At 45.5% G+C, this 15,345-nt stretch carries 13 protein-coding genes and 2 pseudogenes; 2 read left to right on the top strand and 13 right to left on the bottom strand.

Annotation, left to right across the window (positions count from 1 at the left end):
• Window positions 1-3 precede the first annotated feature (3 nt).
• From AC1YY3_RS05535 to AC1YY3_RS05495, 9 genes are all read right to left on the bottom strand, one after another.
• Window positions 4-1,365 (bottom strand): UDP-N-acetylmuramoyl-tripeptide--D-alanyl-D-alanine ligase, encoded by a 1,362-nt coding sequence (locus AC1YY3_RS05535; RefSeq protein WP_481823461.1) that lies wholly within the window; start codon window positions 1,363-1,365, stop codon window positions 4-6.
• Window positions 1,346-2,857, bottom strand: coding sequence for a UDP-N-acetylmuramoyl-L-alanyl-D-glutamate--2,6-diaminopimelate ligase (locus tag AC1YY3_RS05530; protein WP_481823460.1), 1,512 nt, complete (start codon window positions 2,855-2,857; stop codon window positions 1,346-1,348). The genes AC1YY3_RS05535 and AC1YY3_RS05530 overlap by 20 nt, the downstream gene beginning before the upstream one ends.
• A 12-nt stretch (window positions 2,858-2,869) precedes the next feature.
• Entirely contained in the window at window positions 2,870-4,696 is a 1,827-nt protein-coding gene (locus tag AC1YY3_RS05525; RefSeq protein WP_481823459.1) for a penicillin-binding transpeptidase domain-containing protein, read from the bottom strand.
• Window positions 4,697-4,987 (bottom strand): cell division protein FtsL, encoded by a 291-nt coding sequence (ftsL, locus tag AC1YY3_RS05520; protein WP_481823458.1) that lies wholly within the window; start codon window positions 4,985-4,987, stop codon window positions 4,697-4,699. It lies immediately after the preceding gene.
• Between the two features lie 3 nt (window positions 4,988-4,990).
• A complete protein-coding gene (rsmH, locus tag AC1YY3_RS05515) occupies window positions 4,991-5,917 on the bottom strand; it encodes a 16S rRNA (cytosine(1402)-N(4))-methyltransferase RsmH (protein WP_481823457.1) in 927 nt (308 codons plus the stop codon).
• Window positions 5,918-5,930: 13 nt separating this feature from the next.
• The gene (gene mraZ / locus AC1YY3_RS05510; RefSeq protein ID WP_481823456.1) at window positions 5,931-6,434 is read right to left on the bottom strand and encodes a division/cell wall cluster transcriptional repressor MraZ; all 504 of its coding nucleotides are present in this window, start codon (window positions 6,432-6,434) and stop codon (window positions 5,931-5,933) included.
• Between the two features lie 341 nt (window positions 6,435-6,775).
• Window positions 6,776-7,393, bottom strand: a complete 618-nt coding sequence (locus AC1YY3_RS05505) for a TIGR04282 family arsenosugar biosynthesis glycosyltransferase (RefSeq protein WP_481823455.1) — start codon at window positions 7,391-7,393, stop codon at window positions 6,776-6,778.
• Window positions 7,393-8,190, bottom strand: coding sequence for a sterol desaturase family protein (locus tag AC1YY3_RS05500; protein WP_481823454.1), 798 nt, complete (start codon window positions 8,188-8,190; stop codon window positions 7,393-7,395). The genes AC1YY3_RS05505 and AC1YY3_RS05500 overlap by 1 nt, the downstream gene beginning before the upstream one ends.
• Window positions 8,178-8,867 (bottom strand): TIGR04283 family arsenosugar biosynthesis glycosyltransferase, encoded by a 690-nt coding sequence (locus tag AC1YY3_RS05495; protein ID WP_481823453.1) that lies wholly within the window; start codon window positions 8,865-8,867, stop codon window positions 8,178-8,180. The genes AC1YY3_RS05500 and AC1YY3_RS05495 overlap by 13 nt, the downstream gene beginning before the upstream one ends.
• A 244-nt stretch (window positions 8,868-9,111) precedes the next feature.
• Here AC1YY3_RS05495 and AC1YY3_RS05490 point away from each other — a divergent pair, with 244 nt between their 5' ends.
• A complete protein-coding gene (locus tag AC1YY3_RS05490) occupies window positions 9,112-9,693 on the top strand; it encodes a DNA-3-methyladenine glycosylase I (protein ID WP_481823452.1) in 582 nt (193 codons plus the stop codon).
• Window positions 9,694-9,875: 182 nt separating this feature from the next.
• On the opposite strand, the gene AC1YY3_RS05485 is transcribed toward AC1YY3_RS05490, so the two are convergent.
• Window positions 9,876-10,457, bottom strand: coding sequence for a beta-class carbonic anhydrase (locus AC1YY3_RS05485; protein ID WP_481823451.1), 582 nt, complete (start codon window positions 10,455-10,457; stop codon window positions 9,876-9,878).
• Window positions 10,458-10,627: 170 nt separating this feature from the next.
• Here AC1YY3_RS05485 and AC1YY3_RS05480 point away from each other — a divergent pair, with 170 nt between their 5' ends.
• The gene (locus AC1YY3_RS05480; protein ID WP_481823450.1) at window positions 10,628-11,533 is read left to right on the top strand and encodes a LysR family transcriptional regulator; all 906 of its coding nucleotides are present in this window, start codon (window positions 10,628-10,630) and stop codon (window positions 11,531-11,533) included.
• Window positions 11,534-11,836: 303 nt separating this feature from the next.
• On the opposite strand, the pseudogene AC1YY3_RS05475 reads toward AC1YY3_RS05480, so the two are convergent.
• The 3 genes and pseudogenes from AC1YY3_RS05475 to AC1YY3_RS05465 all read right to left on the bottom strand — a co-directional run.
• Window positions 11,837-14,689: pseudogene (locus AC1YY3_RS05475) on the bottom strand (class I SAM-dependent DNA methyltransferase).
• A 33-nt stretch (window positions 14,690-14,722) separates the two neighbouring features.
• On the bottom strand, window positions 14,723-14,929 hold the full coding sequence (locus tag AC1YY3_RS05470) for a hypothetical protein (RefSeq protein WP_482194352.1): 207 nt from the start codon (window positions 14,927-14,929) through the stop codon (window positions 14,723-14,725).
• 82 nt (window positions 14,930-15,011) lie between these two features.
• Window positions 15,012-15,197, bottom strand: a pseudogene (locus AC1YY3_RS05465) (aquaporin); the annotation flags it as partial.
• Window positions 15,198-15,345: the final 148 nt, after the last annotated feature.

Here is a 15,345-nt window from a genome sequence, read left to right as displayed (position 1 = left end):
GCCTTATGTCCTGAAATTTTCCACCAGAGCAGCAACGACATTCTCCATGCGCTGTGTTCTTGAGCCTTTGATCAAAATAGTCTCGTCACCTTTAAGCTCGTCTTTTAATGTGCCAATCAATTCATCCTGGCTATCAAAAAAAGTGGCTCCTCTGCCAAAAACCCTTGCGGTATTTTTGGCATCAGAGCCCAGAGCCAACAGGCGCACAACACCTTTGGAGCTTATTAATTTACCGATTTCTTCGTGTATTCTTGGGCTTTCTGGACCTAATTCACCAAATGCACCTAGCACAACCCAGTGTTTGCCTTTGCAGTTAGCCAGCACTTCAAGACCTACCTTTAAGGAATCAGCGTTAGCATTGTAAGTGTCATCAATGATGATATTGCCTAATCGACCTACCAAGGGCTGCATTCTGCCTATTACTGGCTTAACACTTTCAAGCCCTGCTTTAATTTGTTCCAGACTTAATCCCAAAGCCAAACCTGCCGCTGTTGCAGCTAGCGCATTAAGCACATTGTGCTGCCCAGCTAATTTCAAATTCACTTTTAATACGGCTGTTGAAGTCAACAAATCAAAACTTGTTGCAAACGCATTTTCGATAATTTCTGTTTGGATATTTCTGGCGATAATATCGGCATCTTCACGTAATCCAAAAGACAATACTTTCCTGTTGCCTGCAATGGATAACCAATACTCGAAGTACTTGTCATCTTTGTTAAGTACGGCAACACCATCTGGCTTGAGGGTTGCTATGATTTCGCCTTTACCTTTAGCAATCCCATCCAGGCCACCAAAACCTTCAATATGTGCCGCTCCAGCATTATTAAGGATTACTACATCCGATTTTGCTATAGTGCTTATGTAAGCAATTTCCCCAAGATGATTAGCGCCCATTTCGATTACGGCATAACGATGATCTTCATTGAGACGAAACAATGTCAACGGCACACCTATATCATTATTTAAGTTGCCTTTGGTAAACAGCACTGAACCCGCCACACCCAACACAGCGGCGGTCATTTCCTTAACTGTCGTCTTGCCGTTACTGCCAGTAATACCGACAACTTTCGCGCTAGCTTTATCCCGCCATGCACCTGCTAACTGCGCCAATGCCAAGCGTGTATCATCCACCAAAACATGCGGTAACTTGCTAGTAAAATCTTTATTTAGAATTGCCGCTGCCGCGCCAGCTTGTTCGGCTTTATCGACGAATTCATTGCCATTAAACTGATGCCCTTTGATAGCAATATACAGATCGCCAGCCTGAATAGCACGGGTATCGATGCTGACCGATGCAACTTCCACATCAGATCCAACATGCGTTCCGTTCGTCACTTTGGCTATTTCACTGAGCATCATCTTCATGTGTTACAAACCTTACTTGTAGCGCCTGTTCTGCAATTTGTTTGTCGTTAAATGGATATTGAATCCCATTGATTTCTTGGTAAGTCTCATGACCTTTTCCGGCTATCACAATGCAATCATCTTCTGCTGCATTGGCGATGGCATGTTGTATTGCCTGTTTTCTATCTTGGATTAATATCACCTTATCTGATCTGCATCCTGCCAAAATTTCATTGGCAATTTCTACGTTATTTTCAAACCGTGGGTTATCATCGGTGACAATAATGCGATCTGCCCATTGCTTTGCGATACCACCCATTTGTGGACGCTTACCTGCATCACGGTTGCCGCCACAACCAAATACTACCCAGAGTGATTGCTGACAGTGCTTACGTAAACTTGCTAACACCCGATACAAAGCATCCGGTGTATGGGCATAATCAATAAACACATTCAACCCGTTTGAGCTTGTGCTGCAAGGCTCTAAACGACCTGTTACCGATTTTATCGTCTGCATTTTCTTTGCTATATCGGCTAAGGATTCTCCCAGCGCAAGCATCACACCCAAAACACACAGCAAATTCTCTACATTAAAATCGCCAAAAAGCGGTGTCTTTACCTGCTGGACAACGCCTCGCCAATGCACGGTAAATTCAGTTCCTGACGAGGTGTGCTTTACTGCATCAGCAATAATGGATTCACCTTGCTTAATTGTTTTGCCTTTTACACTCACACCCCACACTACTACGGATTCCGGCACAGCTTCAATTATTTGCTCGCTACTTGCATCGTCTAAATTGACAACTACAAACTCCAGCCCAGGTGCTGCCAATAACTTCAATTTAGCACTTAGGTAATTTCCCATAGTACCGTGATAATCCAAGTGATCGCGGCTGATATTAGTAAACACTGCACCCTTAAAATGCACCCCATTTACTCGACCTTGATCCAATCCATGCGACGAAACTTCCATCGCTACAGTTTTCATTTTTGCCTTAACAAACTCAGCCAATATTTGCTGAACAGTTAGCGCATCTGGAGTCGTGTTGATCGTTTTGTTAAGCTGACCCCACTTGCCCCAACCCAAAGTACCAACTACCCCACAATCATCAAGTAACTGGCCTAAAAACTGGCTACAAGAGGTTTTGCCATTCGTTCCAGTTATGCCTACCACACTCAAGCCTTGGGACGGATTGCCATAAAATTTTGCTGCCAACTCCCCCAGTACAGAACCAAGGTGTTCAACGGGCACAAGGAGAATATCCGTTGGTTGCTCCGCAAGTCGATTACCATCGCCTGATGGATCAAACAATATTGCACAAGCTCCCTTTTCAATAACCTTATCTGCATAAGTCAAACCATGTTGGTTGGCTCCTGCCAATGCTATAAACAAATCGCCTACTGCAACTTCTCTGCTATTTAAAACTATGCCGCTGATGCTTAAATCATCAATGAGTTGCAATTCTTCATCGGTAAGAAAAACCAAACCTTTCAGTAATTTCGTAAGCCTCATTCCTGGCTAATCTCAATTCTTCCTAGCTATCAGGATAGGCATGGTGTTTTCCTGATCAGGTGTTACACCTAATAATCTTAAAGCACCCCCCATCACCTTGGAGAATACCGGCGCGGCAACCAAGCCGCCGTAATACTGCCCCGCCGATGGCTCATCTATCATGACCACAATAACCAAACGGGGATCACTAGCGGGTGCTAATCCTGCAAATAACGCAAAGTAGCTGTCTGCCGAATAGCCATGTGACCCAGCTTTTTTTGCCGTTCCGGTTTTGCCTGCAACCCGATAACCGTCAACCCTGGCTTCGTAAGCCGTACCTTCTTTACTTATCACGGTTTCCATCATTGTTCTGATGGTTTTGGCTGTTTTCTGCGATAACACGCGTTGTGCGTCTATGTCCTCATCACGTTTTAGCAAGCTCACCGAATGCAATACACCATCATCAGCCAATGCTGTATAAGCCCTAGCCAACTGTAAGGCTGATACATTTAGACCATAACCAAATGACAAAGTCGCCTTATCAAAATCACGCATCCGCTTCATGACTGGCATACGACCATCAGTTTCACCAGGGAAACCCGTGGCGGGTGAAGCACCAAAACCCATCTTGCTGAACATGTCCCAAAAATAATTGGTCGGCATCTTTAACGCCATCTTAGCGACACCGATGTTGCTGGATTTCTTGATCACACCTTCTACATTTAACACGCCATAATGATGCGTATCCCTGACGGTATGATTACCAACGGGGAATACACCATCCGTGTTAAAAAAATCTCCTGGGCGGATATACTTGCCTTCCAAGGCAGCCGCCACAGTAAAGGGCTTGACTGTTGATCCAGGCTCGAAAACTTCCGTAAACGCCCGATTCCGATAAAGACTTTCTTTGAGAAAGGCTTTCGAATTAGGATTAAATGACGGCTGATTGACTGCCGCCAGTATTTCTCCCGTCTTTGCATCCAACACGACGAGCGCACCCGCTTTAGCTTTGTTGCTGTCCACTGCATTTTGCAATTCCCGATAGGCCAAGTATTGAATACGCTGATCAATGCTTAATTGCAGGTTCTTGCCTGGAATGGGTGAGGCGATATTTTCAACATCGGCGATCACTTGATGCAGCCCGTCCTTGATGACCCGTTTTTTGCCATCCGTGCCTTTCAAAAGTGTTTCGTAACTTTGCTCCAGTGCAACTTGCCCTACATCTTCCGCATTGGTGAAGCCAAGCAAGTGAGCTGTTACCTCACCGGATGGAAAAAAACGCTTGAACTCGCGCAGAATATCAATACCCGCCAGCTTTAAATCTTTAACCTGTTCGGCAAGTCCAGGGTTGATTTTTTTTGCCAAGTAGGCAAAGCCTTTGCCTTTTTTCTCATCGAGAATGCGATTTACCTTGCCGGAAGGTAAGTCCAGCAGTTTTTCTAGTTGAGCAATCTTTGCTGCTTTTTCTGTCTTGTATGCGACTTTTACTTCCTGGATTTGGCTTTCGGTTAACTTTTCACCGCCATGATCCGCTCTGAAATGTTTTTCCATTTGCTTAATAACGCTCTCGTTATCCTTAACGAATTCTTTTGGATTTATTGTTATGGAGGGCGCAGGAGAGCTGATTGCTAATGCCTCACCATTACGGTCTTCTATAATGCCTCGGTAAGATGAAATTGATACCGTGTCCACATAGCGACTACGCTCTTGTAAAAAATCTTTTTTGAATACCTGCAAATGCACCGCACGACCAACAAGCACCACCATGCAGCCCATTATAAAGCTGAGTAAAAACCGCCTTCTTCCTGAAAAATCACTGGCCTGTTTCCGTGGCTTGTTTGCATTAGTTAATATCTGCATCTAAGGCTTTATATAAATAATACTTTCACGCGGAGGCATAACCAGCTTTAATCGCTCTTTCGCAATCCGCTCGACTCGATTTTGTTCAGCCAATGTCGATAATTCCAATTGCATTTGCCCCCACTCCACTTCATATTGATCTAATGCCCGTTCGTGACGCTCAATATCTATAAAAATGGAACGCGAGTAATTTTTGCTATAGATAACTGCTAATGCCGACGACATCAGCATGATCAGCAGCACGATTATCCCTACCGTACTAAGCCTACTGATAACTCGGTCATTTGCCATTGCCTAAACCCGCTCCGCTACCCGCATAACCGCACTACGTGATCTTGGGTTTTGTTCAATTTCAAGCTTATCTGCCTTCAACGGCTTACCTCGTTTCACTAAAACACCCTTAGCTATATCCGCTTCCTTAACAGGGAATTTACCTGGATCGTACTTAGCGCCAGATTCACTTCTTATAAACTGTTTGACTATCCTGTCTTCCAGGGAATGAAAGGAGATCACTACCAAACGACCACCTTGCTTCAGCACTCGTATAGATTGCTGCAATGCCTCTTTCAGCTCATCCAGCTCTTTGTTGACTTCAATCCTTATCGCCTGAAAACTACGTGTTGCCGGATGTTTGTGTTTCTCGCGCTTTGGAATAACATCCTCTATCAGCTTCGCCAGTTCGCGCGTTGTGGTTAACGGCTTTTCCGCTCTGACCTCAACAATCGCCTTGGCGATACGCCTTGCAAAGCGCTCTTCACCGTATTCAAATAACACTCTGACCAATTCTTTTTCATCAACCTTGGATAACCATTTCGCAGCCGTCAGATCAGCACTGCTGTCCATCCGCATATCCAAAGGACCGTCTTGCATAAAACTAAATCCCCTGTCAGGATTATCCAATTGTGGAGATGACACGCCCAAATCCAACAAAATGCCGTCTATTTGTCCTAGCAAACCCTCACTAGCAACCACGCTTTCCAACGCTGAAAAACAATTGTGCTTTAAGGCAAAACGCTTATCCTCAAGCATTGACCTTGCTACATCTGAATCAACTGCATCCACATCACGGTCAAACGCCAACAAACGCCCCGACGACCCCAGCAACGACAATATTCCCTGACTATGCCCACCCCGTCCAAAGGTGCCATCCAGATAAATACCGCCCTCCTTTATTGCTAACTGCTCCAAAACCTCAGACAACATAATCGGCTTGTGCTGCACTTGATTAATCCGCTTAAAAAGACAGATTGCCTAACGCTTCTAACTCTTGATCGTCCTCATCATCCATAAATTGAGCCTCTTCTTTGTTCCAAGCATCTTCATTCCAGACCTCAAAACGATTAAGATTGCCCACCAAAACCACTTTTTTATCCAAATTGGCAAACTTCCTTAATTTTTCTGGCAGCAAAAGGCGACCTTGTGCATCCATTTCACATTCAGTGGCATAACCAATAAGAAAACGCTTTATTTTGACTGATAACTTTTTGAAAGCAGATAACTCACTGAGCTTAATTTCGAGTTTTTCCCAAGCGGGCAAAGGATAAATCCACAGACATCCATCCATTCCAACACAACGTTCATCCACAGCAACGGTGGCGATTAAATGGCAGTCACAACTCTTCTGCACCAACTCACGATAGCGAGTTGGAATTGCAAACCGACCTTTTTCATCGAGATTAACTGTGGTATTGCCTCGAAACAAGATTTCCCCCGCAAGCTCTCTTCTGAGCAGCTCCACAAAATATCCACTGAGCTACCCTTATTCACCACAAAACATCCACTTGAATTTAGAATAGCACAAGCAAAGGGGAATTAAAATAAAAAAATATCTTTTTTGACAATCACTTAGGTAAAAACTACGGAAAACTATAAAGTCAGAATCAGCTAAAAATAAATTCTATTTTTATCAGCCTGTTAAATAATTTAGTTAACAAATTACATTAGACTTGATGGCTTTTTTGAGCTTGTTTTCGATTGTTTTTAGAAAAATACAGGGAAATAACTTTGAAATTGACAATCTTTGTCCAGCAGAAGTGGATAAGATGAAAAGACGGGGTCACCTTATAAACAACGTGGAATTCACAAAGAAGGTCGGTAGCGTTTAAGGTCATCCACCGTATCCAGATCCCATTGTGTGTCTAATTCGTGGTAGTCGAGACTTAGAGATTGCAATCTGACACGGGTTAAGCCCAAGACTTCATCGGTTCCCCAAGGCATATTGTCGAACAAGGCTGGTTGTGGCTGCTTAAGACCTATCAGCACATAACCGCCGTCTTCCGCAGGGGCTAAAACAGAAGGTTTACCTTGGGTTAACTGGCTTAAGCCTTGCTCAAGATCGCCATTGGTAAGGGATGGACAATCGCACCCTATGATAATTGCACTACTAAACTGGGCTAACGCCTGACCAAAAGCATGGTGCATTCGTTCACCCAAGTCTGCACCTTGTTGTAAGTGCTTATCTACAGAATACGTTTGCGCCAATGCCGTAAAAAAAGGATGGTCGATAGTCGGCGAACACCATACACACACCTCACATAAGTGATTTTGTGTGGCTGTTTGTAATGTCTTTTGGGTCAGTTCGCAATGCAGTTGCGCCGCCTCTTCGCCAGTTAAGGGCGGAATTAGCCTAGTTTTCACTTGTCCAGGTATTGGTGCTTTGCAGAACACCATGATTACCGCATCAGGAAATAGGTACATTATCCTCGGCGATTAGCCGCTGATTTGAAAGGAATAAGCAAACATCGCATAAAACCTAATTCCTCTTGTTTACGGTAAGCATTTAAACCGATGGGCATCATGGTTTGGGCTTGCTTAGGCTCTGCGGTATAGGTTTTGCACAGCCTGTCCCAACAGGCAATAGAAAAGCCGTAATTGCTATCCGTTTCAATGGGTTCTGCGGAATGGTGAATGCGGTGCATGTCCGGTGTGATAATCAACCAGCGGAGTATTTTATCCACTTTCTCTGGAATCCTGACATTGCTGTGGTTAAACGTCGCCGCGCCATTAAGGATAATCTCAAAGGCAACAATAGCTTCAGGATTGCCGCCAATAAGCACAATACACATTGCCTTATAAAACATGGAGATAACGATTTCCAGCGGATGGAAACGCACCGCCGTAGTCGCATCAAATTCCAGGTCGGTATGGTGTATTTTGTGTAGCCGCCATAATATCGGCCATTTGTGCATAAGGATGTGTTGCCCATAAATGGCGAAATCAAGGATCAGCAAAGTCATTATTATCGAGAAACCCGATGATAGCCGCCATATATTCAACAATCCGTAACTGTGTTCTGCTACTACGACTGCGCTCGTGTATGCTAGTCCACCAATAGTAAAGCGCATTAAGACCATATTCAACAACGCAAACCCCAGATTCACAGGCCAACGCCGCCTACGGCTGACCTGTTGGACACGCCTCGGCTTTATGGCTTCCCAGCTTACCATGATGCCAAAAATGCCTAGTGCTGCACCCAGCCGGATCAGGTTTTCCAAAACTGCCCCTTACTGTATAAAATCGCCAAGGTTTGCGGTTCTGCACCTAGGGCATAACGTAAACGTAAGCTCCACATCAGCAAAATTGTCCAAACCACACCGAACTGTTCCCAGCGTCTGCCCGAACTAATCACTTTGGTTTTCAGGCAGACCGATGGAGTAATTTTCTTAAGCTTTTTGCACAGCGCAATATCTTCCATCAACGGTATGACCGGATACCGCCCTACGGATTCAAACAATTGCTTATTGACGAAAATAACCTGATCGCCCGTAGCAATTCCAGTTATACGAGAACGCCAATTCATCAACAAGGCAACTAGATTCAACATGGGATGTTTGCCACTCAATTGCACATCAAACCGCCCCCATCTCGCCTTGTTATTTCTTGCTTGTGTAATCTGGCTTAGGGCATCATCCGGCAAAAAAGTATCGGCATGTAAAAAAATCAGCACATCACCTTCTGCACTTTCAGCACCGATATTCATCTGGATAGCACGACCTTTTGCTGATGACATGACCTTATCGGCAAAAGGCTGGGCAAGCCGTTTGGTATTATCCGTACTGCCGCCATCAACTACAATAATTTCACAACAATCCCGTAATGGTTGTAATTCCATCAGGCAATTTACGATAACTTGCGCCTCGTCAAGTGTTGGAATAATGATAGAGAAATTCATAGCAAACCAATAAGTTGAGCCCTACGTAAGGTAATCCCGTTTTTGTCTTAATATTGCATTTATCAAGCTAAAAGTTTAACACGCCTATTCGCAGCATAACTGTTTTAAGGCTTTAATCAACAAACGTGTGACGCATGGAAACCGTAAGGTGTTCCGTCTCGCCGACCAAATATAGTATATTCATATCTAACCAAGGTTAAATGATCCGATAACCTCTCGTACCTTGCTAATACTGGAAAAGACTATGAACAAATGCAAGTGGGCGCTGCATAGCGCGAATGAAGAACATTACCATGACCATGAATGGGGCGTACCTGTGCATAACGACCGCCTGCTGTTTGAATTTCTGGTGCTTGAAGGCGCACAGGCAGGTTTAAGCTGGTCAACCATACTGAATAAACGTCAGGGTTACCGGAAAGCCTTTGATAATTTTGATGTGGAAACCGTGGCGCAATATGACGAAAACAAGGTCATCGAATTATTGCAGAACTCGGAAATCATCAGGAACAAGCTGAAAATAACAGCAGCAATCACAAATGCGCGGGCTTTTATCAAAGTCCAGGAAGAATTCGGTAGCTTTGACGATTATATCTGGCGTTTCGTGGACGGTAAACCACTGCAAAATAGCTGGCAACATCACCATGAACTCCCCGCTTCCACTGATTTATCTGACCTGATAAGCCGGGATTTAAAAAAACGCGGCTTCAAGTTTGTCGGCAGCATTATTTGTTATGCCCACATGCAGGCAACAGGCATGGTGAATGATCACACGGTGGATTGTTTTAGGTATACTCAGGTAAAGCAACTGGCGGAAATAAAGCTTTAAGCAGAATACCGCTTAAAAGCAAGCATTTAGTGGCTGTTGATTAGCGATGCGTTTATTTTATAGGACATAACGCCATAACCTTAACCGAACCCCCCTGCCCAGAACTTTATAATAGGGGGATTCGATACTTTGCTATTGTGCGGTGATTAACGATACTTACCGCTAATCAATCAGTACAATCTTTAGCAGCACTTACCCGCTTGCGTTGCGCCAGGGACTTCAATCAATCGTCCTGAGGTCACGTCGTAGATATAGCCATAAATGGGGATGTTGCCTGGTACTAGCGGGTGACATCTGATGCGGCAAACGTCTTCGGTGACACTTTCTTCCTGGGTTTTGATGGTCAGCCAATTGATGTATTTGCCTTCGGTACAACCTGAACCTTCGCAGCAATCATGCCAGCCGTTTTCGTCGATGGACGCAGTTTTCAAGCTGCTGGATAGCAAATCACCCATGATTTCGTTGGTGAATAATTCCATGCCGCAGTTGGTGTGGTGGATGACAAACCACTCTCTGGTTCCGAGTAGTTTGTATGATATTACCAATGAACGAATCGCATCGTCACTGGCACGACCACCGGCATTGCGGATGACATGGGCATCACCTTCTGACAATCCGGCATATTTGGCGGGATCCAAACGGGCATCCATGCAGGTCAAAATAGCAAAACTTCTGGCTGGGGGCAGGGCTAACGAGCCTTTATCGCCAAAATTATTTACATAGTCTCTGTTTGCTGACAGCACTTCATTAAGAATGTTACTCATATCTCACTCCGTTATTATTATTTATGGGCAATAAAAAGCCGCTTGATTCTGCCATATCACATGAGAAAAACCAAGCGGCATTAACTATCTCCGGTGCAGAGTGTATACTCATAAACCAGAGTTTTGAATAGCCGATTAAATTTATAAAATATAAATTTTAAGTTTATAGTATGGATAAACTGAACAATATGCAGGTGTTCTGCCGCATTGTCGAACTGGGCACTTTCGCGGCGGTCGCCAGGGAAATGGATTTGTCCGCGATGATGATCAGCAAGTATATCGCGCAATTGGAAGAATCCCTGGGGGTTGCGCTGTTAAACCGGACTACCCGTAAAATCAGCCTGACTGAGGCCGGGGAGGTTTATTATCACCGCAGTAAACAGCTTCTTGATGATTTTTCTGAACTCGACGAATCCACTTCCCAGCTAGGACGGAACGTCAAAGGTACGCTACGAATCAGCGCCTCGATTGATTTTGGTGGCCTGTACATGGTTCCGGCCATCGACGCTTATCAACAGGTATATCCTGAAGTCAAAATCATGATGACCTTGCATAACAGCCAGGTAAATTTAAGTGAAGGCAGTATTGACCTTTCTATCTTGGTGACCGACAGCCTTGATTTGAGCGTGGTTGCCAGGAAAATTGCCGAAACCCGGCTGTGCACCTATGCTTCACCCGCTTATATCCGGCAATACGGCGAACCCAAAACCATTGAGGAGTTAAAGTTTCACCATTGCCTTTACAACACCGACACGCCGCACAAGGATTACTGGATTTTTATGGTCGGTAGCGAAGAAGTCAAAGTCAGGACAACCTGGCGTTTCGCCTCAAATAACGGCAGGGCATTATGTCAAGCGGCGGCTTTGGGCATGGGCATTACGCAAGCGCCGGAACTATCCGTCGCAACCTATCTCGCCCAAGGCCAATTGGTGGAAATATTGCAGGATTACCGCATTCCAACATTGGCAATTTATGCCACTTACTTGCAACGGCGATTTATGCCAGCGAAATTGACGACATTTGTGGATTTTTTAATTCGTTATTTTGCTGAGATTGATATGCACAATCTGCAATGAGGCATGTTGCCCAGTCACTCGGAAGTTACATCGTTCCCATGCCGGAGCGTCACTGCCATTAAGGTAAGCGTTGAGACATCGTTAACTTGGAGTGCAAACCTAGGTTTGCGCGTCGGCATTTGCTGTTTATAAGGAGGTCAAAAAACATGTTTTTTGACTCCGTATCCCTTAACTTAATGGCAGTGATGCCGGAGCGTGGGAACGGTAAACAAATGGAGTAAAAAAAACATGTTTTTTATTCCCCTAGAACCATTTTCCAGTTGCCGTTTTTTCCAAGCAGCTTCTAAGCGTCATCTTGGCCGCTCACGGTAAGCCCGTGGCAATGGATTGGTATATTTTGAACAAAAACGCCACCCGTGCGGCATCGTCTTTTTTGCTCCCTTCGACTTTGCTAGGCTTGTACCCGTAGGCGGCATCAACGGCCTTATCCAGTTGGTTGTGGGCTTTGCGTAAGGTTTCGGGCATGTTATTGGGTGCGTACAGTTGGGCTAAGGAACAGCGTTGACCTTGGTCGGCACAGCGGGTTTCTTCGGCGGTACGGGCATCCAGTATGGCTAGTGCGGCAGTTTCGATTTTTTGTTGGTGGTCGGGTTTGACGGCTTGCGGGAAGGGGAAGTTGTTGTAGACGATGGTGTTGGAGTAGCGATAATCGCTTTTAAGCCGACCGCAAACTGTCCGCATCCAGGCATTGTGAAAGGTGGAGCAGAGTATGCCGAAATAGTACAGGCTGGCGTTGGGGAGCATAAAACAAGCGTTACTGGCAATAACCGACGCAGGGAAATAACCGATGGGAATAAAGTTGCGTTGTTCTGAAGAAACACTTGGAATCAATAAGTATGGCTGGTCAGTTTGGCGTATTTTTTGGAACAAATAAGGCGTACCGGCATCTTTTAAGGTTTCCTTATCGGTACTTGCAGAACGCATTTTTACAACGGCTGCCATGCGGCGTTTAATTTCTGGTGACTTAATACGGTCTTCTGATGTACTGTCTTTTAGCCACAAGCAATAACGAGGTATGTTTTTAATAAATTCTTCTGCACCTATAAACAAGCGTATATATTTGGCGGCGATTGGGTCGTTTTGACGAATATTGTCAGCTTCTGCTTGCGATAACAGTAAATTTCCACCATCGGTGGGTTTGCTGCCATAAACCATTTCTGGCACGTTAGGGTTTAAAGGCTTAGTGCGCTTATCAATTAGCACGGTATCAGCATCGACCAGATACGGATTGATCTGCTTGGCGGTGATTTCGGTCGGCAGGCCTTTGATGTTGTCGCCGTAATCAAACAATCGGTGCGGTGTAGAGGCGAAAAATTTTTCGCCTCTAGCGCAGATGAAACCCATGATGACGCAATGGACGGCGGCGATGCCTTTGCCTTCGTTGCTCCATTGGAAGGTGCGGTGGGCAAAATGCAGTTTGATGTTGAGCTTTAATAATTCTGTCCACAATAAGGCGACTTGTCCGCCTTGGGTCAGGCTGTTGGTGGACACAAACGCCACCGGAATAGCCGTATTAGCTTGGATATAACGCGCCGCCTTAACATGCCAAGCGGCAACTAAATCCAATACTCCCGCACCGTCCATGCCTTTAAATACTATGGTGCAATCGGCTTTTTGTTCTTTAGTTTGGAAAGTACTGCCGACAAACGGCGGATTGCCCATGATGTAACTGCATTGTTACGGCGCTATCACGTCTACCCAGTTAATCCTTAAGGCATTGGCGCAAACGATGTTGGCTTTTTTTGTGAGCGGGATGCGGTGGTAGTAAAGCCCAAGGCTTTGCACTTTCAGGTTCATTTGGTGGTCAGTGAGCCAGAGCGCGGCCGTGGCGATTTGCACTGCGCTGGGGTCTATTTCGATACCGTGGAATTGATGGACGTTGCAGCGTATCAGGGTGTCGATGTCGATTTGGGCGGTGAGCCGTTTGCCCCAGATTTTTTTGATGACTTCCAATTCCAGCAAGCGCAATTCTCGGTAGGCAATCACTAGGAAATTGCCGCAACCACAGGCGGGGTCAAAAAAGTTAAGGCCAGCAAGCCGGTCGTGAAAGGCGTTCAGTTTATGGTCGTTCTTGCCACATTTGGCAAGTTCTGTGCGTAAGCCGTCCATAAACAGCGGGTTGATGACTTTCAGGATATTTTCTTCGCTGGTGTAATGTGCGCCCAGTTCGCGGCGTTTTTTGGTTTTGGCGGTGGCGGCTTCATCATCAAAGTGCATGATTGCCTGAAATAACGAGCCGAAAATCGCGGGGCTAATGTCGCTCCAGTCCAGTTTGGCGCATTCGATCAGCGTATTACGGGCGGCTTCGTCGAATTCGCAATGGGCAAGGCCGCCATCAAACAATGCACCGTTGATATAAGGAAAACGGCTGCGCTGTTCTGGCAGGCTTGCCAACCGCTTTTGCCCCTTATAATCGGGGTGTGCTTTCAGGTAGCTGTCATCGGGCTTGTTGAGCGTATCAAACAGCGCGGTCAATTCGCCATGCAGGTCTGAGCCGTCCCGTTCGGTATGGTTTATCAGGTAGTCGAGGAACAGGCCGTTCTCATTGAACAAGCCCGTGTCTTCGGCAAACAGGCAGAACAGCAAACGCACCAGGTAAGTCTCCAAATCTTTGCCGGTGTAGCCGGTGGCTTTAAGCGCATCATGCAGTTGCGCCATCTTTTCGGCGGCTTCTTTGTTGATGTGGGCTTGTTGTTCAAGGGCGATGGTTTCATAGCCTGCAAGAAACAGGAACGGCCCCAGGTGTTGCGGCAAGTCGGCGAGCTTGATTTCAAGGCGCGGCACGCCCGTTTTGCGGTCATACAGGTGCAGGTTGGTAAAGTCGCTGACCAGGATATAGTCCGGCAGGTCTTTGTCGGGAAGAAAGCTGACATAACGGCTAGCTTGGCGGTAAGCCTCGTCAAGATCTTTTCCGGCAGATTTCATTTCAATCAGCAAGAAACCTCGCAACAAACCATCTATCCATTTGGCTTGGCTTTTGTTGTTTTCCTTAACCTGATATTGCCAATCAATCCGGTTTGGGCTGATGCCGAATATCCCGCAAAATTCGCGCATGAAGTCCTGGTCGCGCCGTTTTTCTGAGGTTACGCCCTCAAAGTCTTTGGCGAACTTACTGGCGCGTTGACGAATTGAGTTTAGGTCAAGGGTTGCGGTCATATTCTTTCAATAATTGTTTAACCAAACAGCTTCTTAAAAACGTCGAGGACGGGGTTTCAAGCCCAATACCGTTAAGTTAAAGAAAAAATCGTCGTTCCGGCATGGATTGCCGGAACCCAGAAGCCAAGGATGGCTTACGTTGTTCACATCCCTGTGGGCTGGATACCGGCAATCCATGCCGGTATGACGGCTTAACTTAATGGCAGTGACGCTGAAGCGTGGAAACCATGAATGGGGCATTCGCAATAATAACGATATTGTCAATCACACAATTCACAGAAATTAACTACCGTATCGGTAAATTGTGTAAATCAGAATTTGTCTACTTTTCTTCGCAGGGACACCCCAGATAACGATAAACCGCCGCACCCAGCAAAGCACCAATGATAGGCGCAACCCAGAACAACCAGAGTTGTGCCATCGCCCAGTCACCCACATAAAGTGCCACGCCCAGACTTCTTGCTGGATTCACTGAGGTGTTGGTTACGGGTATGCTGATTAAATGGATCTTAGATTCAACTCATAAGTGCAATTCATTTTAACGTGATTGAAAGAGGTTAGCTGATATAGTTCAAGGCTTTTTCAATCCGACCAAAGATGAGGAAGCTTATGAAAGGTTATAAACAGCTAACCCAGATACAAAGATACCAGATTGA

It is taken from the genome of Methyloglobulus sp. (assembly GCF_964779595.1).
Note: the sequence above shows the minus strand (reverse complement) of the source record. Positions and strands in the feature narration are given on the sequence as shown.

Excerpts from the sequence above, each read along its gene's own strand:
- AC1YY3_RS05490 (WP_481823452.1), top strand. The coding sequence starts at position 9,112 with ATGAACAAATGCAAGTGGGCGCTGCATAGCGCGAATGAAGAACATTAC.
- AC1YY3_RS05505 (WP_481823455.1), bottom strand. The coding sequence starts at position 7,393 with ATGTACCTATTTCCTGATGCGGTAATCATGGTGTTCTGCAAAGCACCA.
- AC1YY3_RS05495 (WP_481823453.1), bottom strand. The coding sequence starts at position 8,867 with ATGAATTTCTCTATCATTATTCCAACACTTGACGAGGCGCAAGTTATC.
- AC1YY3_RS05480 (WP_481823450.1), top strand. The coding sequence starts at position 10,628 with ATGGATAAACTGAACAATATGCAGGTGTTCTGCCGCATTGTCGAACTG.
- AC1YY3_RS05530 (WP_481823460.1), bottom strand. The coding sequence starts at position 2,857 with ATGAGGCTTACGAAATTACTGAAAGGTTTGGTTTTTCTTACCGATGAA.
- AC1YY3_RS05470 (WP_482194352.1), bottom strand. The coding sequence starts at position 14,929 with ATGCCCCATTCATGGTTTCCACGCTTCAGCGTCACTGCCATTAAGTTA.
- ftsL (WP_481823458.1), bottom strand. The coding sequence starts at position 4,987 with ATGGCAAATGACCGAGTTATCAGTAGGCTTAGTACGGTAGGGATAATC.
- AC1YY3_RS05535 (WP_481823461.1), bottom strand. The coding sequence starts at position 1,365 with ATGAAGATGATGCTCAGTGAAATAGCCAAAGTGACGAACGGAACGCAT.
- AC1YY3_RS05525 (WP_481823459.1), bottom strand. The coding sequence starts at position 4,696 with ATGCAGATATTAACTAATGCAAACAAGCCACGGAAACAGGCCAGTGAT.
- AC1YY3_RS05485 (WP_481823451.1), bottom strand. The coding sequence starts at position 10,457 with ATGAGTAACATTCTTAATGAAGTGCTGTCAGCAAACAGAGACTATGTA.